This window comes from Mesorhizobium sp. M0615 (assembly GCF_040320805.1).
Taxonomy (GTDB): domain Bacteria; phylum Pseudomonadota; class Alphaproteobacteria; order Rhizobiales; family Rhizobiaceae; genus Mesorhizobium.
Genome location: NZ_JAMYQI010000001.1, coordinates 217,474 through 241,336, shown reverse-complemented (window position 1 = coordinate 241,336; position 23,863 = coordinate 217,474). Strand labels below are relative to the sequence as shown.

18 protein-coding genes are annotated in these 23,863 nt (G+C 60.6%); 9 read left to right on the top strand and 9 right to left on the bottom strand.

The genetic code is table 11. From position 1 onward, the window contains the following. Positions 1-94: 94 nt before the first annotated feature. The 4 genes from asnB (NKI46_RS01240) to nadE are packed head-to-tail and all read left to right on the top strand — an operon-like array spanning position 95 to position 4,890. Positions 95-2,032, top strand: coding sequence for an asparagine synthase (glutamine-hydrolyzing) (asnB, locus tag NKI46_RS01240; RefSeq protein ID WP_352744371.1), 1,938 nt, complete (start codon positions 95-97; stop codon positions 2,030-2,032). 22 nt (positions 2,033-2,054) lie between these two features. Next, on the top strand, positions 2,055-2,318 hold the full coding sequence (locus tag NKI46_RS01235; RefSeq protein ID WP_023671787.1) for an acyl carrier protein: 264 nt from the start codon (positions 2,055-2,057) through the stop codon (positions 2,316-2,318). Positions 2,319-2,341: 23 nt separating this feature from the next. After that, positions 2,342-3,889, top strand: a complete 1,548-nt coding sequence (locus tag NKI46_RS01230) for a class I adenylate-forming enzyme family protein (RefSeq protein WP_352744368.1) — start codon at positions 2,342-2,344, stop codon at positions 3,887-3,889. Further along, the gene (gene nadE / locus NKI46_RS01225) at positions 3,886-4,890 is read left to right on the top strand and encodes an NAD(+) synthase (protein WP_352744366.1); all 1,005 of its coding nucleotides are present in this window, start codon (positions 3,886-3,888) and stop codon (positions 4,888-4,890) included. The genes NKI46_RS01230 and nadE overlap by 4 nt, the downstream gene beginning before the upstream one ends. Positions 4,891-5,065: 175 nt before the next feature. On the opposite strand, the gene NKI46_RS01220 is transcribed toward nadE, so the two are convergent. From NKI46_RS01220 to NKI46_RS01200, 5 genes are all read right to left on the bottom strand, one after another. Next, on the bottom strand, positions 5,066-6,181 hold the full coding sequence (locus tag NKI46_RS01220) for a hypothetical protein (RefSeq protein WP_023737702.1): 1,116 nt from the start codon (positions 6,179-6,181) through the stop codon (positions 5,066-5,068). Beyond that, positions 6,178-6,906, bottom strand: coding sequence for a N5-glutamine methyltransferase family protein (locus NKI46_RS01215; protein ID WP_023696869.1), 729 nt, complete (start codon positions 6,904-6,906; stop codon positions 6,178-6,180). Before NKI46_RS01215 ends, NKI46_RS01220 begins: the two co-directional genes overlap by 4 nt. A 169-nt stretch (positions 6,907-7,075) precedes the next feature. Continuing rightward, positions 7,076-8,182 (bottom strand): glycosyltransferase, encoded by a 1,107-nt coding sequence (locus NKI46_RS01210; RefSeq protein WP_352744364.1) that lies wholly within the window; start codon positions 8,180-8,182, stop codon positions 7,076-7,078. A gap of 1 nt (position 8,183) precedes the next feature. Then, entirely contained in the window at positions 8,184-9,770 is a 1,587-nt protein-coding gene (locus tag NKI46_RS01205; RefSeq protein WP_352744361.1) for a GumC family protein, read from the bottom strand. A gap of 215 nt (positions 9,771-9,985) precedes the next feature. Continuing rightward, positions 9,986-11,248 (bottom strand): VpsF family polysaccharide biosynthesis protein, encoded by a 1,263-nt coding sequence (locus NKI46_RS01200; RefSeq protein ID WP_352744358.1) that lies wholly within the window; start codon positions 11,246-11,248, stop codon positions 9,986-9,988. 378 nt (positions 11,249-11,626) lie between these two features. Between NKI46_RS01200 and NKI46_RS01195 the strand changes: the two genes are divergently transcribed. Next, a complete protein-coding gene (locus tag NKI46_RS01195; protein WP_197031318.1) occupies positions 11,627-12,730 on the top strand; it encodes an acyltransferase family protein in 1,104 nt (367 codons plus the stop codon). A gap of 42 nt (positions 12,731-12,772) precedes the next feature. On the opposite strand, the gene NKI46_RS01190 is transcribed toward NKI46_RS01195, so the two are convergent. Then, positions 12,773-13,813, bottom strand: coding sequence for a glucosamine inositolphosphorylceramide transferase family protein (locus tag NKI46_RS01190; RefSeq protein WP_352744357.1), 1,041 nt, complete (start codon positions 13,811-13,813; stop codon positions 12,773-12,775). Between the two features lie 609 nt (positions 13,814-14,422). On the opposite strand from NKI46_RS01190, the gene wecB reads away from it, so the two are divergent. Genes wecB through NKI46_RS01175 form a run of 3 tightly spaced genes read left to right on the top strand, consistent with a single transcriptional unit; the run spans position 14,423 to position 17,707 of the window. Further along, on the top strand, positions 14,423-15,577 hold the full coding sequence (wecB, locus tag NKI46_RS01185; protein WP_023686302.1) for a non-hydrolyzing UDP-N-acetylglucosamine 2-epimerase: 1,155 nt from the start codon (positions 14,423-14,425) through the stop codon (positions 15,575-15,577). Continuing rightward, entirely contained in the window at positions 15,570-16,907 is a 1,338-nt protein-coding gene (wecC, locus tag NKI46_RS01180) for a UDP-N-acetyl-D-mannosamine dehydrogenase (protein ID WP_023686301.1), read from the top strand. The genes wecB and wecC overlap by 8 nt, the downstream gene beginning before the upstream one ends. Beyond that, the gene (locus NKI46_RS01175; RefSeq protein ID WP_023725122.1) at positions 16,904-17,707 is read left to right on the top strand and encodes a WecB/TagA/CpsF family glycosyltransferase; all 804 of its coding nucleotides are present in this window, start codon (positions 16,904-16,906) and stop codon (positions 17,705-17,707) included. The genes wecC and NKI46_RS01175 overlap by 4 nt, the downstream gene beginning before the upstream one ends. A gap of 40 nt (positions 17,708-17,747) precedes the next feature. Here NKI46_RS01175 and NKI46_RS01170 read toward each other — a convergent pair whose 3' ends face one another. Further along, the gene (locus NKI46_RS01170) at positions 17,748-19,187 is read right to left on the bottom strand and encodes a lipopolysaccharide biosynthesis protein (RefSeq protein ID WP_352459815.1); all 1,440 of its coding nucleotides are present in this window, start codon (positions 19,185-19,187) and stop codon (positions 17,748-17,750) included. Positions 19,188-19,355: 168 nt separating this feature from the next. Here NKI46_RS01170 and NKI46_RS01165 point away from each other — a divergent pair, with 168 nt between their 5' ends. Further along, positions 19,356-20,474, top strand: coding sequence for a glycosyltransferase family 4 protein (locus NKI46_RS01165; RefSeq protein ID WP_352459816.1), 1,119 nt, complete (start codon positions 19,356-19,358; stop codon positions 20,472-20,474). A gap of 18 nt (positions 20,475-20,492) precedes the next feature. Here the strand turns inward: NKI46_RS01165 and asnB (NKI46_RS01160) are convergent, their stop codons facing one another. Together asnB (NKI46_RS01160) and NKI46_RS01155 are read right to left on the bottom strand one after the other, a co-directional pair. Then, a complete protein-coding gene (gene asnB / locus NKI46_RS01160; RefSeq protein ID WP_352459817.1) occupies positions 20,493-22,382 on the bottom strand; it encodes an asparagine synthase (glutamine-hydrolyzing) in 1,890 nt (629 codons plus the stop codon). A 223-nt stretch (positions 22,383-22,605) separates the two neighbouring features. Then, positions 22,606-23,847, bottom strand: coding sequence for a glycoside hydrolase family 5 protein (locus NKI46_RS01155; protein ID WP_352744353.1), 1,242 nt, complete (start codon positions 23,845-23,847; stop codon positions 22,606-22,608). Positions 23,848-23,863: the final 16 nt, after the last annotated feature.

Below are 23,863 nucleotides of genomic sequence, written 5' to 3'. Positions count from 1 at the left end.
GTTAACCACATGCTCGGTGAAAATATCGGATTAACCTCAGATGCCACTATCGAGGTTATGTTCCGTACCTTAGCGTTCAATATGAGTTCAAGGGATGTGTGGATTCGGGGGTTATTTCGGGTCAATCCGGGATGCGGAAGCTTTGCTCACGCACATGGTAGCCGCAATTGCCCATCGTGGGCCGGATGAGCAAGGGAAATTCGTAGCACCCGATGCCGGGCTCGGGCATGCGCGGCTGTCGGTGATCGGCATCGGCGATGGCCAGCAACCGATGTCCGACGAGGCCGGCAATTTGACGATTGCGTTCAACGGCGAGATTTTCAACTACATAGAACTGCGCGAAGGGCTGATCGCCAAGGGCCGGCACTTTCGGACGTCGAGCGACACAGAGGTCATCCTTCAGCTCTATGAGGAGATGGGCGAAGACTGCTTGTCTCTCCTGAACGGTGATTTCGCGTTGGCGATATGGGACAATCGGCAGCGACGAATGGTGCTTGCACGAGACCGGATGGGTGTCCGGCCGCTCTTCTACACAAGTAAGGACGGGGTGCTTTACTTTGCCTCGGAGATCAAAGCCCTGTTGAAGGTCCCGGGGGTCTCCGCTGAAATTGATCCGATTGCGCTGGATCAGATCTTTACGCTGTGGGCGCCGATCGCTCCGCGCACGGCGTTCCGCAATATCCACGAGTTGGAACCGGCAAGTGTGATGATCGCGACGCAGGGGCAGGTCACGGTCAAACGGTACTGGCACCTGGACTATCCGCATCGTGACGCGACGTCGAAGATCACGAACGAGGACCGCGCGGCAGAGGAATTGCAAGCCCTTCTGACCGATGCGGTGAGGCTTCGCATGCGGGCCGACGTGCCGGTCGGTTCCTATCTTTCCGGAGGGCTCGATTCGTCGCTTGTTTCGGCGCTTGCCGCCGGCATGACTCCTCGGAGACTGGAGACATTTTCCGTAACCTTCGACAGCGCCGAGCATGACGAAAGCGCCTTTCAGACCGAAATGGCCTCGGCGCTCGGCACGCGCCACCACGCCATAGAATGCGGCACCCGCGATATCGCCAGCGTCTTTCCTGAGGTCATCCGCTTTGCCGAGCGGCCGATCATCCGCACGGCGCCAGCGCCACTCTACAAATTGTCCGCCCTGGTTCGCCAGGCCGGCCTGAAGGTGGTGCTGACGGGTGAAGGCGCCGACGAGGTCTTCGCCGGTTACGACGTCTTCAAGGAGGCGCGTGTCCGCCGGTTCTGCGGGCGGCAGCCCACATCGCGCATAAGGCCGCAGCTGTTCCGCCGGCTTTACCCGTATCTGCCGGGCCTGCAACAGCAATCGGTGGAGTATCTGGCTGCCTTCTTCGGCACCAGCAACGCTGCCCTCGACGATCCGCTGTTCTCGCATCGGCCACGCTTCAAGACCACGGCGGCGGCGAAAATCTTCTTTTCCGGCGACCTGCGCGCGACGTTGAAGGGTTATGACGCAGCTGAAGAGCTGACCAGCCGCCTGCCCGAGGCGTTTTCCCTATGGCATCCGCTGCATCAGGCGCAATATCTCGAAACCCGCTTCCTCCTGCCCGGCTACATCCTCTCCAGCCAAGGCGATCGGATGGCCATGGCGCACGGCATCGAAGGGCGGTTTCCTTTCCTGGATCATCGCGTGGTAGAGTTCGCGGCAAGACTTCCGCCGGAGATGAAACTGAAAGGCTTGATGGAGAAGCACATATTGCGCAAGGTGGCCAGGCACCACCTTCCGGAGGCAATCGGCAAACGCACCAAGCAACCTTACCGCGCCCCGGAAGCCCGCTCCTTCGTCGGGGCGGAGGAACTAGACTATGTTCGTGACTGCCTGGGCGAGGCGAGCATTACCGCCGGCGGCCTGTTCAACGCCAAGGCGGTGGCCAAGCTCCACGAGAAATGCCGCATGGAGACCGCGACCGGATTTCGCGACAACGCCGCCTTCGTCGGCATTCTGTCGACGCAGCTGTGGCAGAAGAATCTCGCCGGCCAAGCGGTCGGCGCGGTAAGAGCGGCCTGAGACGGCGAGGAAAAGGAAAGACATGATGACGGCAATCAAGGACAGGGTCAGAAGCTTTATCGTCGACAACTTCCTGTTCGGCGACACCTCCTACAAACTGTCGGATTCAGCCTCGCTGATTGAGAACGACATTATCGACTCGACTGCGGTGCTTGAGCTGGTGGCCTTCATCGAGGACAATTTCGGCATCGCGATGGTGGATGCCGACATCGTTCCGGCCAACCTGGACTCGCTTGACCGCATCTCGTCCTTCATCGAGGCGAGAGCACAAACACTGGCAGCGTAAGCGCCAACGGCGAGGAACGTCCAGTGCGGATCGAGCATTTTCTGGTGGCGAAGGCTGCTGCCCACCCGGCCAAGACGGCATTGCTCACCAGGGGCAAAAAGCTGAGCTACGAAGAACTCGACGACCTTTCGAGCCGGCTGGCCACCGCTCTCTTCATGAATGGGATCAGGCGCGACGACCGCGTCCTGATCTTCATGGACAATTGCTGGGAGGCCGCCGTATCGATCTTTGCCGCACTCAAGGCAGGTGCGACCTTCAGTCCGATCAACCCCTCCACAAAGGCCGACAAGCTCGATTACATCATCGCCGATTGCGACGCCAGGGCGGTCCTGACGCAGGCGAAGCTGATGCCCGTGGTCACCGAAGCCTGCGCATCGCAAGGCAAGACCGGCATCTTCGTGGCTTCCACTCCTGGGGCCGATGGGCAATGCCCGGCAGGGGCCGCGTCCCTGACTGACTGCCTGACGTTCGATGGCGCGGAGGTAGACCATCGCGGCATCGACGTCGACCTTGCGATGCTGATCTACACGTCAGGTTCGACCGGCCGGCCCAAGGGTGTGATGATGACGCATCGCAATTGCGACGCTGCCGCGGGGTCGATCGCCACCTATCTGCGCAACGCGCCGGACGACATCATCCTGAACGTCCTCCCGCTTGCCTTCGACTATGGCCTCTACCAGTTGCTGATTGCAGTCAGGCTCGGGGCCACGCTGGTGCTCGAGAAGTCCTTCGCCTTCCCGCACGAGATCTTCGAACGCATCCGCAAAGAGGGCGTCACCGGCCTTCCGCTGGTGCCTACCATGGCGGCGATGATCCTGCAGATGCGTGATCTGGCGCCGGGTTTCCTGCCCAGCCTCCGCTATATTTCCAACACCGCGGCCGCCTTGCCGCCAGCCCACATAGAACGCCTGCGCTCGCTGCTGCCCGGCGTCCGGATCTATTCGATGTATGGGCTGACCGAATGCAAGCGCTGCACCTATTTGCCACCCGAGGAACTTGACCGCCGGCCAGGGTCGGTCGGCATAGCTATCCCCAACACGGAAGCCTTTGTCGTCGACGACCTTGGACAACGCGTGCCGGCGGGCGTGGCGGGTGAGCTCGTCATCCGCGGTCCGCACGTGATGCAGGGCTATTGGCGCAACAAGGCCGCGACGGAACGAGCGCTCCGGCCGGGGCCTAACCCTTGGGAAAAGGTGCTCTATACGGGCGACCTGTTCCAGACCGACGAGGACGGCTTTCTCTATTTTGTCGGGCGTAAGGACGACATCATCAAGACGCGTGGCGAGAAGGTCGCCCCCAAGGAGGTGGAGGCCGTGCTCCACGCCCATCCAGGTATCGCGGAAGCGGTGGTCGTCGGCGTGCCGGATCCGGTGCTGGGGCATGCGATCGGCGCGCTCGTCGTGCGGTCCGATCCGGCGCTTGGCGGAAAGGACATCATTCGTCACTGCGCGCGCCACCTGGAGGATTTCATGGTCCCCAAAATCATAGAGTTCCGGAGCGAATTACCGAAGACGGAGTCGGGCAAGGTCAGCCGCCGGCTCGCGGCTGAGATGATGGAGGCCGAGCAATGAACATCGGCTCAACCCAGGATGCGCCGGCCTTCACGCAAGCCCTGGCCATCGATCCCGCCGCCGAAACGGACAGGATCGTGGCGGCCGTGCGCGAGCAGTTGCGCGGCATTCGCAAGCGCGGCCTCGTGCTCGGTCTTTCGGGCGGTATAGATTCCAGCGTTTCGGCTGCATTGGCCGCGCGGGCCGTCGGCCACCAGAATGTGCTGTGCGTCCTCATGCCGGAAAGCGATTCCGACCCCGAAAGCCTGCGGCTCGGCCATCTGGTCGCCGACACTTTCGGCGTTGAGGCCGTTGTGGAGGATATCGGGCCGACCCTGCGGGCAATGGGCTGCTATGAACGCCGCGACGCCTTCATCCGCGAAATGGTCCCGGACTATGGCAAGGGCTGGGCCTCAAAGATCGTGATCGCGAACGTGCTCGAAGGCGAGGGCTACAACATCTCCTCGCTGGTGGTGCAGGACCCGCAAGGCAGGCAGACGAAACTGCGGATGCCGGTGGCGGTCTATCTCGGCATCGTTGCCGCCACCAACATGAAGCAGCGCACCCGCAAGCAGCTCGAATATTATCATGCCGACCGGCTGAACTTCGCCGTGCTCGGCACACCGAACCGGCTGGAATACGACCAGGGGTTCTTCGTCAAGAACGGCGACGGCGCCGCCGACGTCAAGCCGATCGCGCATCTCTACAAGACGCAGGTCTATGCGCTAGCCGCCTATCTCGGCATTCCGGAAGAGGTCCGCAACCGGCCGCCGACCACCGACACCTACTCGCTGGCGCAGACGCAGGAAGAATTCTACTTTTCCCTGCCTTACGATCGGATGGATCTGTGTCTCTATGGCCTCAACAACGGCGTGTCCGCCGAGGTGGTAGGGCAAGCGGCGGGATTGACCGCCTCACAGATCGAACGCGTCTGGGCCGACATCGCCGCCAAGCGAAAGGCAACGCGCTATCTGCACCTACGCCCGCAGCTCGTTGGCGGCGTGGACGAAGTCGGCTCCTGACCTGATGCATATCGAGCAAAAGTGATCCGGTTCTGCGATACGACATGCATCAAAGAAAAACCTAGAGCGCCTCGCATGAACCCGATTTCATGCGAGGCGCTCTAAGCTCTTGTTTTTACGCGATTCGGACGGAAAACCGCGCACCCTTTCCTGGAATTGCTCTAGGCGGAACGCTTCAGGTGAAGCGGCCGCCGATCAACTGGCTCCACTGCTCGCCCGCAAGCCCGTTCAGAAAGACCTGCGCGTTCTTCATGGCATCCAGAAGCTCGGGATCGCGTGAATGCACGACGGTCGAGGCGACCGGTATGAAGGCTATGCGTCTTACAAGCATGGCCTCCAGAAGCGCGGGCTGGACGCGGCCGCGCAAGCCGGAGACACCGCGCCGGGCGGCATGCTCGACCAGGCAATCGATCACCGGCCCGGCCTGGCCGGGAAGAGCGAGGACCTGCAGCACGCGGCCGATCCCGTCCGGTCGCGCGTAATAGGCGAAAGCGCCGACATTGGCGCCGTTCGGCGATGCCACCGACACGCAGACAAGCTCTCCGAAATCCGGCTTTTGCGCCGCATCGCCCAGAATATGGTTGAGCTGACCTTCCGCCCACTGCGGACGTAGCGGAAACTGGGCGCAAAGCGGCTCCAGCAGCCCCGCAAAGCTGCCGCTGTCGATCTCGGAGGTCCGAAATGCCCCCCGGCTCGATGCGTTGGCGACGACGCCGGTCCAGCGTCGTTGACCGCCCTCCATTTTGCGAAGGTAGAGCCGGTCGACCATCCGGGCGAGCGGGTTTAACATCCAGGCAAGCTTCATGTGACTGGCAAAAAGGCTGAGCATGAAGGTCGCCGGCCGCATCACGCGAACCCAGTCAAGGCTGTATTGCGGCAGCACAACGCCGCGAAGCCGCGTCCACAGTTTCACGGACGTATCATTGGCGGTTTCGCTGAAGGAGATGTCCTGCGGACCATCGAGGAAGGCCTTCAACAGGCGGGCACCGGCCATCGGATCGGTCTCGTGATCCTCGACCATCAGCGAGCTGCAGATGGCAGCGTAGAGCTGCCGGCCGTTGAATTTCATTGGCAGCGCATGAACGCCGACGAACCCGGAAACCTGGCCGGCGTCATTGACATGGACAAGCGAACGGAGCCCGCTGCCCCAGTCGGGTGCCTCCAGATAAAACCGCCTCATGTAATCGACGAGGGAGGCCGGCGCTGGCCCCCGCTTCTTGCGCAGCATGCGTTGAAACATGCCCGCGACGGCCGCAAGGTCGGCCTGATCGAGGGCGCGGACGACGCTCACGCCGGGCTCCCGGTTCCGGGAACCCGGCCACCATGTTTGCGCGCCATGGCGACACGGGGCTGGCCGTCGGCCGTCACGGCAAAGGTTGGGGTTTCGTAGGATTTCGTTCTCGATAAAAGGGTTGCTATCTGCCGATCTTGACCTTCGCCGAACTCAAATAGCAGCCATCCGCCTGGCTTGAGGAAAGCTGCGGCATCCCGGACCAGCCTTTGGAGGATCGAAATACCGTAAGGGCCGCCGTCGAAAGCTTCCCGAGGTTCGTTCTCCAACAGATGCGCGCTTTCGCTATCGAGACGGGATGAGGAAATATAGGGCGGGTTGCACAAAACCATGTCGGCAGCGCCGTGGAGGCCGTCACCCTCGATCGCGGCAAATAGGTCGCCTTGCCGGACCTTGATCCTGTCCTGCAGGGCGAGGCGCACAACATTACGGCGGGCAAGCGAAACCGTGCTGTCGGTCAGGTCCGCCGCCCATGCCCGAGCCCGAGGACATTCGCTGACGATGCCCACGGCAAGATTGCCGCTGCCGCAGCACATGTCGATCAGGATCGTTTCGTGCGCCTGTTCGCCAAGAATGGCCGCGGCCGTCCGGCCAAGCAGTTCCGTTTCGGCTCGCGGCACCAGGACGTCAGGCGCGAGTTCCAGCTCAACCCGCATGAAGCGGTGCAATCGCGGCCAATTGCGATCGTTTGCACGGCCGGCAGGAAGGCTGTGATGCTGCGGCAAGGAAAATCCCTATCCTGAGGATAAAACGCGGGTTCCCTGTTGTTACCAACTCCGGGTAAATTGATGTTAAAGATCATGATTGGATTGGGAGTAACCGGCCTATGTTGGCGGCGTCCTGTCCCATCAATGGCGAATTCCTGTGCTGCCGCAAGCCGATCCATGCGCTAATTCAGAGCAACGCCTCGTACCGGTCTCCGATCTTTTCAATTTCGAAATCCGCCGCCCTGCTTTTCAGGATCGCGGCGGTTGTCGGCTGGTCGAGCATTCCGGCCATCGCCACTGCCAGAGCCCCGGCATCGCCGACCGGCACCAGGGCGCCGACGCGGCCGTCATCAAGTATTTCGCGCGGGCCGTGCGGCGCGTCCGTGGAGACCACCGGAATCCCCGCTGCCATGGCCTCGACCAGAACATTGCCGAAGCCCTCGCTGGTCGATGATAGGACGAACAAGTCAGCTACGGCGTAGCAGGCCGCCAGATCATTGACATAGCCCGCAAACAGAACGTCTGCGCCGATACCGGATTCTTCGGCATAGGCGCGCAGCTCGTCGGCCAGCGGACCCTCGCCGAAGATGACAAGCCGAGCCCGGCGGCCGGCGCGCAGCACAGCGAAGGCCCGCAGCAACGTCCAATGATCCTTAACCGGCACCAGGCGTCCGGCGGTGATGATGACGGGGCCGTCGCCCAGCGCCGCGAGCTCTGCCTGCCAGGCGTAGGAGCGTTGCTGGGATGCCGCAGCCGGCGGCAGCGGGTTGTTGATGACCACGACCTTGGATTTCGGGAAGCCTCGGGCCACAAGATCGCCGCCGACGCCCTCAGAAACCGCGATGGCCCTGTCGGCAAGGGCCGCAACCAGGGCCGAAAGCCAGACCGCCATTTTCGCGCCAAGGGTGCCGGAAGGCAGTGAGGCGGCGGCGTGGAAACTCGGGAAGAACCGCGCCTTGCTTCGCGCGAGGCAAAGCGCCAGCGCCACGACCAGATTGGCGAATTCCGGGGCGCTGTAGATCGCGTCGGGAGAAACGCGGCCAAGCAGGCCCGCGCTTCGCACGATGCCTTTCAATGTCGCCCACTTGCCATAACCCTCGCCGCGAATGGGGAGGCCGAAATCGACCAGATGCACGGCAGGCGAAAGCAGGGCGGCATTGGGCCCCTGCGCGTTCCAGGTAAAAAGCGTGACGTTGTGGCCGCGCGATGCCAGTTCGTTCGCCATCAGGACGAACACGCGCTCGGCGCCGCCGCCCCTGAGGCTGGCAATGTGAAAGACAATCCGCTTCGCCATTTCAGGCGCGGCTGGCAATGACGTCCGGGCGGTTCGGCGGAAGACGCATGTCGCGCACGATACCCAGGGTAATGGCGAGCAACATGCCAAGGATGATGCCGCCAATGGCCCCCAGGCCGATCATCACGACGGTGCGCGGGGGCCATGAACGGCCCTTTGGCGGCACTGCGGTTGAAATTACCTGCACATTGGTGCTGTCGATCTGTTCGCGCTCGGTTATCTGGCGTGCGCGCGACAGGAAGCTCTCATAGATAGCCGTCTTCGACGCGGCGTCACGTTCAAGCTCACGCAAGGCGACCTCGGAATCGCTATCCGAGAACACGTTGCCCTTCAAGTCATTCATCTTGGCATTGAGGGAGGCCGACGAGGTTTTGGCGGCATCGAGATTGACCTTCGCCAGGCGCAGGGTGCGCGCGTATTCGGCGCTGAGTTGCGCGCTGACCGTGTTGTACTCCGTCTTCAGCCTGACGATCGACGGATGACGGGGGCCAAAGGTCATCGACTGCGAATCGATCTGCTGGCGCAGGCCATTGGCCGTTGCGCGCAGCGCCACAAGCGCTTCCGACGTGGCGGGACCGGAATTGGTGCCGTTTGCGCCGGCGGCAAGCAGGGCGTCGTAACTTGCCTGCGCGGCGATGACGCGCGATTGCGTCTCCACGATCTGGCCGTTGAGCTGGGTCATGGTTTGCGAGGAAACAAGCTGCCCATTGCTGGTGGCCAGATTGTGGCTGCGCCTATAGGCCTCGACCTTCTCTTCAGCCGCCTGCACATCGCTCTTGAGCTGGCCCAGCCGCCCGTCCAGCGCGGCCGCGGCACGGCTGGCGCCGGAAGCCTCGGCGCTGGCCAGCTCTTCCTGGAAAGTCTTGACGATATCCTGCGAAATCAGGATCGCCTTAGCGGGGGTTTCCGCCGATACCATCAAGGTCGTGACAAACGACTTTTCATCCGCGATGCTGCTAACCCGTTCCGCCAGGTTCTTCAGGGCGGTAAGCTTCGGATCGGGTTTGGCGCCGTCCGTCCCTGTGCGGCTACGGTCCGCGTCGAAGAACTCCGGGTCACTGGCCAGGTCAAGATCGTCTACAACACGTGAAAGCACGCTGCCCGAGGTCAAGATGCGCTCTTTGCTGCGCGCGCTGAGCAGCTGTCCATCGACCTGGGCCGATTGCGGGTAAAGATCATTCGGAACAACCTGAAGATTGGCGGGATTGATGAGGATGTCCGTGGTCACGGTGTAGCGCTGCTTGCTCAGCAGAGCGTAGGCACCGCCGATGATCCCGCCGACGATTGCCAGCAGGCATACCAGAGCGAGGCCGGCGCGCAGCCAGACAAACAGACGCCCGAAATCGAGTTCGAGAAAGGTTCCGATCTTGTTGAGCGTCACCGTCGTGACGGGCTCGGCTACAGGCGGCGCCACGGGTGCAGGCGACACAGGGGCCGACGTTACAGCGGGTGCCGCCGCATGTGCCATGATCGGCGCGGTTTGTTGCGGCTTTGGCCTGCTGGCGCGCCGCGCATTTTCGATCCGTTCATAGGGGCTAATGCCGGCGGCGGCCGCGGTTGGAGGAGGACCGGAAGCGGCGGACATCATGCTAACCCTTTAATATTCAATACGCACAGCCTGCTTTACGGAAACATCGTTAATATTTCATTTTCCAGGCGTGTCAGGCGCGTTCTGGAACAGCGATCTATCCACCCTTGGTCGGTATTCTGCCACGCCCGTCGTAGCCTGGCAAAGCGTGCAGGCGTTTCAAATGGAAATGCAAGAGGTCGTCGCGAGGGCACCCACAAGGACGGGCTTTGGCGTCATGTCGCTGTTGATGCTGGTTGGCCTTGAACGGGCGTGCCGGTTTGGCGCCCATCCGGCTTTCGATAAGCGAGCAACAAGATGACGAGCAGCATGATATCCGGCGCCTTCGAAGAGAGGGCATTGTTTGACAATGCCGCGAGAATGGACGCGGCCGCTGCGATATGGGCGGCCCGAGGCGTATTGCGCAGGAGCTTGAAAAGGAACCGGAAGAAAGCAAACGCGAAGAGCAGGGCGATCGGCAGGCCGAACAAAAGCGTAAGAACGACCGGCGTGCTTTCGATGAAGGGGAGGTTGAGCTTTTCGTTGACGATCTTCAACAACTCGTTGGGATTCATGCCAAGCAGGATGTCGCTCCATTCAACGAACTTGAATACATCGTAGATCTTGACGCGCGCGTCGTAATTTTGATCAAAGAGCGTGTTGCTGAAGCGGTTCAGCAGCCCCGCCGAAAAGAGTATCGCAATCAGTATGGCGCCACCGGCCAGCGTCAGCATCAGCACCAGGAGTTTGGCCTGGCGTTGATGTCTGGGTGACAAGTCCGGCCAAGGCAGGAACACGAGCAGGAACAGGATCTCGCCGCAAGCGAGCAGCAGGGCGGTGCGCGCGCCCGAAGCGGCCGTGCCGATGAAGAGAATGAAGATGCAAAGCGCGCACACCCAGATACGCCACCGCGTCAATGCAACGAAACCTATGGCGGTGGTGCAAAGCGCGCCCAGCGCCAGCGGATGGGCCGACAGTCCGATCGGCCGAAAGTCCAGCTCAACGAGGGGATAGGGCAGGAATCGATGCTGGGTGACGGCCTCGATCGTTCCGATGATGGCGCTGAGGACAATCATACCGACGATGACATTGCCAAGCGCCCTGCGCACATGGTCACCCAGGGCAAGCATGATCATCGCCGCGGCACAAGAGACCAGATAGGAATCGATTATGAAGCCGGCCGAGCCGGCACGGCCTATCACGAAGAGATAAGGCACCAGCCACAACAGCAGCAGCGAATATAACAATGTCGCCTTGAACAGCCTGACTTCATCGCCTTCGAGCCGAATTGGCCGGGTCGTGGCGATGACGACAAGCAGCAGAAAGATCGCATAGGTCCCGATATGCAGCTTTTCGGGAAACGACCCCCCCTCCGTCGAATAGGACATCACCATATTCATCAACTGCGGAGAGATGGTCGAGCGGAGCAGGAAAGCGAAGGCCGCGAGGAGAAAGAACAGGAGTGTGAGGGCGTCTTGGCGGCTGGCCTGCGCGGTCACGAACTGTTGCTCTGTGGGGGTGACACTCACGATTATCTGACCAGCGTTGCGGCTTGCGATTGAGATGGCAGGGGACGAACGCACCCCGGGTACATTTTCCTGCACGAACGTAAAGGAATATGGATAACCCGATCTTAACAGTGGCGATGCCGGGCATGGGCCGCCACATGTCAGCTTTGCCGAAAAGCCGGACACCGCTCATTGAAATCTCACCAAAGTGCGCCGCGTGGGAACGAATGCACGCAATGCACTTGCGCGACATGCATCGGCAGCCGGATTTACGCTATTTCGTGAACTCGGTAACCCACACTTAATTGGCCGGTCGTATTGATGGCGATGCTTTGCACGGCGCCCGACGCGCTGCCTGTGGACGGCACAATGGCATCAGGCGCCGGCAAAGCGCAGGAGATCAAGGTGAAGAAATTCTATTCGATTCAGTATCTTCGCGCCTGCGCCGCCTTGCTGGTTCTGTTCGCACACGCCTTTTCCTATCAGATTGGCGTGGACAATCTGATTATCGTGACGGCGGGCCGCCTGGGCGTCGTTCTGTTCTTTGTCATCAGCGGTTTCATAATGGTCCATATTACGGGAGATGGTCCGTTTTCCGCTGCCACCTTCCTGAAACGCCGAGCAATCCGGATCATCCCCCTTTACTGGCTTTTCACCAGCCTCGCCGCGGTTCTGGCGGCGCTCGCGCCAAGTCTCTTCCAGAAGACCGTCTTTACATGGCCCCACTATCTCCAGTCGCTCCTCTTCATTGTTCACGAAGCGCCTGGACGGGATAGCGCCAGTCCAATCCTCTCACTCGGCTGGACGCTCAATTACGAGGTATTTTTCTATATCGCTTTTGCGGTGTTCGCATTCCTGTCCGTGACCTCGCGCGTATTTGTGCTGACGGTCTTTTTCATTGCGATGTGGATAGCCGGGCTGTGGCTGGCTCCCACCAACCCTGTTATCCAGTTCTATCTCAACCCTTCTCCGGTGGCATTCGTAATCGGCATGTGGATAGGGCGGCGCTATTTGGACGGTGATTTCACTTCCGACATACGCCATGCCTGGATATTCGGCGTAATGACCGCTGCAGGCGTGGTGCTTTCATTCGTCGATGACGGTACGCCGCTCTTGGGTCAGATCAGCTTCGCGGGACAAGCAATGTGGGCGGCGGGCCTGCTTCATCTCAGCCTCATTCTGGAGCCGAAACTCAAGCACTGGAGCCTTCTCGAGCAGTTGGGCGACGCTTCCTACGCGCTTTATCTGTCGCATATCTTCGTGATCGGCGCTGTGGCGTACCTGGCCAGACGCACCGTCGGATACGAGCATCCGACAACGGTATTGTTGGTGTCGGTGGTCAGCATCGTGGCAGCCTGCCTCGTCAGTCTGGTGATTTACGAGACGATCGAGAAGCCGATTCTTCAGACCCTGAACGGCAGAAGGAAGACGAGAAACACACCGCTTCCTCATATTGCCACGGAGAACAAATAAGCAGGCCACGCAACGGGACGCTCACGGCTTTCAGCGCTTCAGTCAGCCCGCGCTGTCCACGACCTCGACATTGCCGGCGCGGTTAAGCGTATGAATGCCCGTGCGTGCCCATGCCGGACCCGCGCCGATCGGCCGGGGCGAGGCAAAACGGACATCGGACGCGTCGAGTCGCTCAAGCCGCATCAGCCCCAGACCAGCGCCATAGGCCCTCGATCCGTTCTGCACCGGCAGCACCAGGGCATCGTCGTGGCGGATAAAGGCGCCGCCCGGCCGGGTGGCCGAATGATCGACGGCAATGGGATTGAGCGGATGGGCGACCCATGGCCCGCGCAGCGAGGGTGCGCAATAGACCGCCATCGTGTCCGACGCGCTGCCGTAGCCGAACCGCTCCGTTCCAACCAGCCAGAAGCGACCGTCGGATTCGAGCAGCGTCGCGTCGTTGAAATCCCTGTCCGCCATCAGCACGGTGTCGCGGACCCAGCGGTCGGGAAACTGCGCGGCGCGATAGAGCACAAGTTCGCGAGCCGAACCACTTTCGGGGATCATGAAAATCTCGCCATCGTGTGCGAACACCTGCGGATACGACAGGTGGTGCGCTTCCTCCAATACAACCCTTGGAACACCGAAAGTGCCATCGTCACCGAGCTCGGCGACGGAAATCACGCCGCGACTCGTCGCGTAGGGGAATTCCTCGACAAACAGATGATGGCGGCGGTCGGCCTCGAAGACGAACGGGTCGGCATAGAAGCGTTGGCCATCGTCCGGCAGGACTGTGAACGGTTTGCCGTCGAGTTGCCCGGTTTCGGCGATGCCTGGTCCGTCGATCACCCGATAGGCAACCTGCCAATAGAAGGGGCGTCGTCCCCGCCTGATTTTTTGCACGGCGCGATCGATCAAAGCCCTGCCAAAAAAGGGCACATAGTGTCGAACAAAACTGTCGTTCTTCAGGATCGGCACCGGGTTGTCGCTTACCGGCACAAGCTTGCCCGCAAAGAAGCGGGCGACGGTTTGCATGATCAGCGACATGGCGCCGGCGAGCAGATCGTTGCAGCTTCGAGATAGCCAGAGCCTGTCTGCCAGCATCGGTCTAGCCTGGGCCACGACAACGCCATCGAGGCGAGCGCCAAGTTCAGGCAATTGTCCGCTCGCCAACATTGCGGCAACGCCGGCTGGAAAGCTGTTGCGACCGCAAAATTCGAGCCTCAGGACTGGCGCGTCTTGCCCCGTTGCGCTGGCAGTGAGATCTATGACGAGGTCCGGAGGGCCGCGATCGATGGGCGGCAACGGCTCGGACTGGCCCGCCAGCGAGGGACCGAAACGCCGGCTCTCGATCGCCAAGACAGTGTCCAGCCCCCGAGCGGTTGGCGCCGGCGCCGGCGCGTGGCAACTCGAGACCTCATAACCTGCCGCACCCAACCGCATGAAAAGCTCATTTTCCCAGCGCCGGGATGCGACGGCGTGGCCGATGATTAAAATATTAGTCAACCCAAGTTATTCTCGTTAAAGCAAAAAATGGCTTTGCTCTGGTATCTTTCCCCACAGTTCCTGGCAAGGGTTGCCCAAGGGGGGCTGCGGACTCTAGCGTTAATCATACGTTAATTTTTTTGAATACGAAGGCGGTTCAGGGCGCTATTGTTAGGCTGAAAGCACATGTCAGCCGGGCGCCCACGCTTTCGGTGACCAGGGTCAACCATGAACGCCGTTTCACATCCGAACTTGCCCTCAAGGCGAAAACTGCTGATCGTGTTCGGCACGAGGCCGGAGGCGCTCAAATGTTTTCCGGTGGCGCGGGCCGCGCTCGCCCATCCAGGCTTCACCACGGAAATATGTGTGACGGGCCAGCATCGCGAGATGGTCAATCAGGTCATTGAACTAACGGGCCTGCCGGTGCACTACGATCTCAACATCATGCAGCCAGGTCAGACGTTGTTCGACGTGACCTCGCGCGTGCTCCTCGGAATGGCGGGGGTGCTGGAGAAGGCGAAGCCGGACATCGTCGTCGTCCAGGGCGACACAACCACCGCGATGACCGCGGCTCTAGCTGCCTTCTACAAGCGGATTCCGGTTGCCCATATCGAGGCGGGATTGCGCAGCCACAACATCAACTCTCCCTTTCCGGAGGAACTGAACCGCAAGATTGCCGGCAACATCGCCACCTGGCATTTTGCGCCGACCACCGAGGCGCGCGACAATCTCATCGCCGAAGGAAAGGCTGCGAACACCATCTTCGTAACCGGCAATACCGTGATCGACACGCTGCTGCATTTCTCCAGCGAGATCGATGCCGACAAGCTGATGAACGCCAAGCTCGCCGCTCGTTTCCCCTTCATCGATCCGACCAAGAAAATGATACTCGTCACCGGTCATCGCCGTGAGAATTTCGATGGCGGCATCCAGAGAATCTGCACCGCGCTGAAGGCATTGTCGGCGCGCAGGGATGTGCAGATCATCTACCCGGTCCATCCCAACCCGAATGTGCGCTCCGTGGTCGAGGCCGAAATCGGGACGGTGCCGAACATCCACCTGATCGACCCGCAGGACTATTTGCCGTTCCTGTACCTGCAGAAACAGAGCTACCTGGTGTTGACCGACAGCGGCGGCGTGCAGGAAGAGGCGCCTTCACTCGGCAAGCCGGTGCTGGTGATGCGGGAAAACACGGAGCGACCCGAAGGGATCGCCGCTGGTACTGCCCGGCTGGTCGGCACCGATATCGAAAAAATTCTGGCCAATGCCAATAGCCTGCTCGATGATGAGAGCGTCTATCGCGGCATGGCGGAGAGGCACAATCCATACGGCAATGGCCAAGCTGCGAGCCGGATCGTTGAGGAATTGCTGAATCATGGCTGAAATCAAAACCGTTTCCGTTATCGGCATGGGCTATATCGGCCTGCCGACCTGTGCCATTTTTGCCAGCCGCGGACTCGATGTCATCGGTGTCGATATCAACGAGGCGGTGGTCGCGAAGGTCAACCGCGGCGAAATCCACATCATCGAACCGGACCTGGATGGTTTGATCCAGAAAGTCGTCGCCAATGGCAAGCTCAAGGCATTCAGTACGCCTCAGCCGGCCGATGCCTATATTATCGCCGTTCCAACTCCGATCACCCCGGACCGCAAGCCGGATGTCAGCTACGTGCTTGCGGCAGCGCGAAGCATCGCTCCGGTGCTAAAACGGGACGACCTGGTGGTGCTGGAATCAACATCGCCGGTCGGTACGACGCGTGTCATGACAGCGCTGCTCGCGGAACTGCGACCCGATCTCAAATTTCCCGTCGCACATGGCGAGGAAGCTGACGTCCTGGTCGCCTACTCTCCCGAGCGCGTGCTGCCGGGAAAGGTGCTGACCGAACTGATCAACAATGATCGCTCGATCGGCGGGCTGTCCCGAAAGTCTTCGGAGCGGACAGCGGCACTCTATTCAAGCTTCGTCGCCGGCGACCTGTTCATAACCCAGGCCGAAAGCGCGGAACTGGTTAAGCTGACCGAAAATGCGTTCCGCGATGTCAATATCGCCTTCGCCAATGAGCTTGCGGCGGTGTGCCAGGATCTGTCGCTCAACGTCTGGGAGGTAATCGATCTCGCCAACCGGCATCCTCGCGTGAACATCCTGCAGCCGAGCCCGGGCGTGGGCGGCCACTGCATTGCGATCGATCCGTATTTTATCATCGACGCCGCACCGAACAATACGCGGCTGATCAGTTCGGCACGGCGCATCAATTCCGAGCGACCCTTGTCGGTGGTCAGGGACATCGAGGCATTGCTCGACCCGACCCGCAAGCAGACGATCGCCTGTCTTGGCCTCAGCTTCAAACCCAATATCGACGATATGCGCGAGAGCCCGGCTGTCGAGGTTGTTAAGCTTCTGTCCAAGATTCCCAATATCAAGATCGTCGCTGCCGAGCCCAATGCGCGTCAGTTGCCACACGAGCTCGAGGGCAGCGGCGTCATGTTCACCGATGCACTTTCCGCTATTGACCAATCCGATATCGTCGTCCTGCTGGTCGACCATCGACAATTCAATCTGATCGATCCCGAAGCGCTCAAGGACAAGAAGCTCGTCGACACACGGGGCCTGTGGACCTGGCGCAAGGCGCGCAAGCCCGACGCCCGCATCGAAGGCAAGAAATCCGAAATGGAACGCTCGCAGTCTCTCGCTCGCACCGGAGAAGCGGCATGAACTCGCATGACCCGGCATGGGCGCAACACTCCCTATTGGCATCACGCCGCCGCGAGTTTCTCGGTGCGACCATCCATGCGCTGACCATGGCCGAGACGCTGGCCATCGCAGACGAGGCGATGGCGACGCGGCGACCGCTTCATCATGTTGTCGTGAACGTCGCCAAGCTTGTGAACATGCGCAAGAATGCCGAACTGCGCGAGGATGTCGTCGGGGCGGATATGGTCAATGTCGACGGCAAAGGCGTGCTTTGGGGCGCGCGGCTCTGCGGCGTCGAGTTGCCGGAGCGTGTGACCGGCGTCGACGTCATGATCAACCTGCTTGCGCTGTGCGCCAAGCGTGGCTATCGCCCCTACCTTTTGGGCGCTGAACAGCACATTCTCGACGCAGTTGAAAGCCGACTTGCCAGAGATCATCCGAGCCTGGCCATTGCCGGCCGGCGCAATGGGTATTTCAAGGCGGAGGAAGAGGCCGCGATCGTCGAGGCCATCAACGCTTCAGGTGCCGACTGCCTGTTTGTGGCGATGCCGACGCCGAGCAAGGAGCGCTTTCTCAAGCGCTATCGCGACGTACTCGCTCCGAGTTTCGTCATGGGCGTGGGCGGCAGCTTCGACGTCTATGGTGGAAAGGTCGCCCGGGCACCGAAACTGGTTCAGGCGGCGGGCCTGGAGTGGCTGTTTCGCGTGGCGCAGGAGCCGCGACGCTTGTGGCGCCGCTACTACGATACCAACACCGCCTATGCACTGCTGCTGTGGCGTGAGTTCTGGTCTCGCCGGGGACGCCGAAACGTCAATCCGTAGGCTCGCGACTTTCAGACAAGCATGCCTCATTGCGCGGGATTTATGCGATCCGGAGCCGTGCCCTTAGCTTGCCGATGAACTGCGTCACGGCCGCGGGGTGAAACAACCAGGTCAGTCCCAGGAAAGCCGCAGCGCCGGCGACACCGCCCGCCGCGAGCGGAAAGATCGCCGGCATATTGCCCAGCGCAGTGCTGGCAAGGCTGGCGGCCAGTCCGGTGCAGATAGAAATGATGGCCGAGACAGCGATGTCGCGCCAGGGAACCGGCACCGGCGTGAGCCTCTCGGCGATGACGATGCAGGCTGCAAGACCTGCCAGCGATCCGCCCGCCAACGCCAACGCCGCGCCAACCTCCGCCATGGTGGGAATCAACATAAAAGACAGTGAAATCGTTGCCACCGAGCCGAAGGAATTGGCGATGATCAGCAACCACGGCCGCTTATGTGCGTGCACCACGACGCCATAAACGAAGCTTGTGAGATTGGCACAAAGAACGCTGAAGGCGATGATCGGAAACAGCAGACCGAAGCGACCATGATATTCCGCGGGCAGCAGGAGTCGCGTGATGTCGCCGCTGAGCGCGATAAGCATTGCTGCGACCGGCAGGCAAAGGCGTATCATCAAGGCCATGAGTTGCGACAACAACCGCCCGGACGCCTCGGATCCCTCTTCGTCGAAGCGGCTGACCACTTCTGGAAATGCGCCCATGTTGATTGCGTTGGCGACCATATCAATCGGCTGCCGAGCCAATGCGTAGGCGGCTGCGAAGACAGCCACCGCGCCGGCATCGTAGTAGAGCTTGAGGAAGACGCGTTCAGCGCTGTTGAGACCGAAACCGACCAGCGCCATGATGACGAGGGGCACGCCGAGGGCAAAAAACTCCTTGTGGGTGAAGCGCGGCGGGCCGCCAATAACGCGCCCGGATGCCACCACGCACGCCACGATGCCGGCAATCAGCACGGCGAGGCTCGAGCCGAGCGATACCGTCAGAAACGAGCGTTGGAAGATAAGGATGGCGGCGATCGGCAAGGCGAGTTGCAGCAGGCCGCGCAGATATTCAAGCATCGAATAGAGGGAATGACGCTGCTGCATTTGCAGCACCGTCAACGCGAACCGGCTGATGGAGCCGGCAATCAGATAGCTGCAGACGGCGATTGCAAATTCGATCCAGCGCTCCGGCACGATCACCGCCGAGGCGATCACGGATATGATCAGGGCCAGCACCGTGGTGACAAGCAATACCTGTCCGGCAAGCATCAGGCTGCCACGGCTGACGTCGCCTTTTCCGCCAAGCCGCAGCAAGGCAATGCGCAGCCAGTTGGTAACGGCAACATCCGTCATTTCGCCCACGGTGACCACCAGGGTCAGCAGGCCATACTCGGTCTGGTCGATCAGCCGCGTCATGACGACCAGCAGGAGCAGAGCGGAAACCCGCGTCAGCAGAATAGCTGGGCCATAGATGAGTGTGGAACGGAGCAGCAAAGGGTTGTTCCCGGAAAATTTGCCGTCGATTAATCGTTGACCGACGGGAATTCCAGCATGATGACGGCAAAGGGTGAACGGATACAGTTTGAACCAAAAGATTTGTCGTAAACCTTTTTTGGAACCTTTGCTTTACGGTCACCCGGCATCCGCAATCCAAATGGTGTCATGTTGCAGCGTCTCGCCCACAATAGAAAAATACATGTCCTGGTCGCAACGCCCTCGGGCGTTTCGGGACAAGGCGGCATCGACCGGATCATGGGGGCGCTGAAGCAGGAGTTCGAACGGCAAGAGATCGCCGACATCGATCTGCGCTTTCTTTCCAGCCGTGGCCCGGGACATGTCGGGCTTTCGATCTTCTACATGCTTGGTTTTTGCGCGCGGATGCTTGCGGCCCGCCTCGACAGACGCGCCGACGTCATTCACATCAATATATCGGTCTCCGGCAGCACCTATCGCAAGATGATGATCGCCGCCTGCGCCAGGCTGTTGTCCATACCATATGTCCTTCATCTGCATGGGGCGCAGTATCAGACATTCTGGAAAGATGATCATAGTTTCATGAGCCGCCGTATCAGGGCTCTGTTCGAGCATGCCGGCCGGGTGATTGTCCTCGGGGGGCTTTGGCGCGATTTCGTCGCCAGCCGGGCACCGGCGAACGGCGGCAATATTGTCATCGTTCCCAACGCCACGGCAGTTCCTTCCCTGGCGCATGTCGGCGGAGGCGATCACGTGCACATCCTGTTCCTCGGCCGCATCGGCGAGCGAAAGGGCGTGCCGCAGTTGGGCGAGGCGCTGGAGCGGATGAAACATCTCAGGGGTTGGCGTGCCACGATCGCCGGCGATGGTGAGGTCGAGCCGGCACGAGCGAGGTCGGTCGCTCTAGGGATTGCCGACCGTATTGCTTTTCCGGGCTGGGTGGGACCTGACGAGGTCGCATCACTGATCGCTTCGGCCGATATTCTGGTGCTCCCCTCGTTCGCCGAAAATCTGCCAATGTCGGTGATCGAAGGCATGGCTGCCGGCCTGGCTGTCGTGGCCACCCCGGTTGGCGCGGTCGAGGACATCATCACCCACGAACAATCCGGTCTGTTGGTGCCGCCCGGCGATGTGGCGGCGTTGACCGAGGCGTTAACTCGGCTGGTCGAGGATACGGCGCTGCGCGCGCGGCTTGGCGCCGCCGCCATGGCGGTGCACCGGGAAAGGCTTGAGCTTGCACCGTTTGTCGACGCGATCTGCGTTGTCTGGAGATCGGTCGCGTCCGAGGCGCGATCGGTCAAGCGCTGACGCTGTCCTTCATTGTCGTCACTGCGGCGGGCCAAGCGCGAATTCGCGGTGGAATATCTCCAGGTTCAAAAGCGCCCATATCAGTTTTTCGTGGTCCGCGGCGCGCTCGGCGTGCTCCGTGACAATCTGGTCCAGCTTCTTGGCGCTCAAATAGCTACGGATGACCGAATGGGACGAACACAGATGGTCTCGTACATAATCGCTCATCGACCCGCGGAACCATTCGGCGACGGGCACCTTGAAGCCGATCTTTGGCCGGTTGAGGGCCTCGTCGGGAACCATGCCGGCCATGCCGTCGCGCAGGATCTGTTTGCTGCCCAGGAGGCCGAGCCTGTAACGATCGGGCAGCTGGCTGACGAAGGAAACCAGATCGCGATCAAGGAATGGCATTCGCCCCTCGATTGAACCGGCCATCATCATCCGGTCGCCCCGTTCCAAGAGGTTGTCGGGCAACCACGATGTCTGATCAAAAAACAACACACGGCGCAGATGGGATTCCGTCACACTCGAAGAGAACGGGAAATCGTTGCGGTCATGGCCGCAAGTGGCCAACCCACCGAGGAGCGAATCGCGTTCCCGCGCCGTCATGGCTCCAAACCAGGAGATCATCCGGGTTGCAAAGTCCCGTTCACCCGCGCTTCGGGCAAATATGTCGAACTTGGCCGATGCGCCGGGCAATGCGCGCATCAAAGGGGCGAGGAGATTGTTGTGAAGCGACGCTGGAACAAGTGACCGGTAGACACCCGCCAGAGACTCTGCGCGATGTTTGGGGTAGCCGCCGAGAATCTCGTCCGCCCCTTCGCCCGTAAGCACCATCTTGACGTCCCGCGAGGCTCGAACCGACATCAGGTAAATTGGAATGTCCGTACTTTGTGAAACAGGTGCCCCCCGATGGCGGACCATCTTAGGCAGATGATTCATCAGGTCATCCGCCTGGATGACGATTTCGCAATGATCGGTCTTGAAATGATCGGCGACGCGCCGGGCGAATGGAAGCTCGCTGTAAGCCTGTTCGCTGAAACCGACCGAAAACGTACGAATCGGGTTGTCGCTGTGCCTGGTCATCAGGGCAACGATTGCCGACGAGTCGAGCCCCCCGGATAGAAAGGCGCCAAACCGCGCATCACTGCGCATCCTGATCTCGACAGAACGGTCGAGCAATTCCAGAAATCGTCGCTTGGCGGTTCCTGGATCGATATCCGCTGTCAGATCGGTCTGATCCGGGGGCGCATAATAGCGCGTTTCCGTTACTTCCCCTTGCGACCACACAGCGTAGCTTCCCGGGTTGAGCTTACGGATCTGTTTGAAAAGCGTCCGCGGTCCAGGCACGTAACGCCAGGTCAGATACTCGCGCACTCCATCCAGATCGAGCTGCTGGCCATCCGGCTGCGCAGACAACAACGCGCTGATCTCCGAGGCAAACGACAGCAAATTTCTGCCTTGCATGAGGTAAAGGGGTTTTTTTCCAAAGGGGTCGCGAGCGAGGATCAATTCGCGCCGTTGAGCGTCCCATAGCGCAAAAGCGAACATCCCGCTCAATCGGTCGAACATGGCCAGGCGCCACTGGTCATAAGCCCTGAGCAGCACTTCCGTGTCGGAGCGTGTGCGAAAACGGTGACCGAGACCGATCAACTCCTCACGCAGCTCGATGTAGTTGTATATTTCGCCGTTGAAAATAATCCGGAGCCGTCCGTCCTCGGTCTGCATCGGCTGATTTGAATCGGCGTTTAAGTCAATAATCGCCAGGCGGCGATGCACCAATGCCAACTGGTCCTCGCCTGTATTCAGGTCCAAGAGTTCGATGCCTTCGGCATCGGGACCACGATGCTGCAAGGCATTCGACATCCCGACGGCCCGATCTTGTGGCTTCTCGACCCTGCGCCCAATCCAGCCGGCAATTCCGCACATTCTTTCCCTTGGCCCTCTTTCCCTTGTTTGCGTATGATCGAGGACACCAATCTACAGCGAATATATTAAATAGCTGCTCGGTGGAGTGATTTTAAAACTGAGCCTGATTTGGTTCGATCAGGCCCTCTCGGCTGCAACTGGAGACGACAGTCCTTGGGTTTCCACGCAATTGATCGCCAGCAACCAGGCAGACCGCTCGAACCGATCCTGACCCGATGACGAGTTATCGCAGGCCTAGTGCCCGCAACATCTCCCGGTCCGGGATCGCAGGCCCCTTGGGTTGGATAACACTCATTCCGTAAGGATTGGAGAATTCCCAGGCCGACCACGGCATCGCGAAACGTTCCGCCTCTCTGCGCACTGCCATGAGATAGCGCAGGCGATCAGCATCGAAAGCTCCCATGCGGCCATCCGCAGACATCAAGATAACGCCGAATTCGCCCACGAACAGGCGTCGGCTCGCTATGCCATGGGCTTCAGCCCAGTCGACCGCCTGACGGAAACCCGCTTCGAGCTGGCTCTGCCCCCAATTCTGCTCAAAGTATCGGGCGATCGTTTCACGCGCCGAGGCCATGTTCATCACCTCTTCGATCTGGCTCAAGCCGGCGGCGTCCATCTGCGCCTTGAGGGTTTCGGCGACCACTTCGGGCGTGCTGGCGTCGGCAGGCCAGGGAAGGCCGGAGGAGAAAGCGTTCTTGTCATCGGCCCGCTGGTGCGTGAAGCTGTGCGGATCATACATGTGGAAGCTGTAATAGACGTTAGGGTCGTCGAAGTTGGGGTCCAGGTTGACCAGTCCGGCGATGCTCCCGCCGCAGGCGCCGGTCGCGACGATGGTGAGTTCGCTGCTGACGGCGCGAATATCGCGAACCGTGCCTGCCATGATCCGCTGCCAGTCATCGCTGCCGCTTGAATCGCAAGGGTAGTAGGCGGGCTCGTTATAGGGCTCGAGGGCGACCTTGTCGGCGCCAATTTTGATCAGCATGGCAGCCACCGCCACTACCATTTTGCGATAGCGGGCAACACCCTCGCTGTCGGCCCCGCCATAGATCATTTCCATGCTGTAAGCCGGAACCTGGCTGACGCCATGCAGATCGAAAACCACCTTGAGCCCGCTTGAAACGACCCGCTGCACCGCAGCGGCAAGCATGTCCAGCGCCTGTTGTCGTTTGGCGCCCTCGCTGGCAAGCAGAGGGCCAGGGTCGACACTCAGCCGGACAAAGTCGAAGCCCATGGATCGAATGCGACCAAACTGGTCGCCGTCCGGCCAATCGGTGAGCGGCCTGCCGCCCGCAAGCCATTCCTTCTCGCTGCGATAGGGCGGCCATTTGTAGGAACCATCTTTCTCCACCGGCGACCAGTTGAGCCATTCATGGACGCCGACGCCGCGCTCAAGCGGGATCGGCGCCGCCTCGGCTGACATAGCCATGCCAAGCGCGCACGCTATGACGTAGACAACTATTCTCATCGCAAAACTCCGCGTC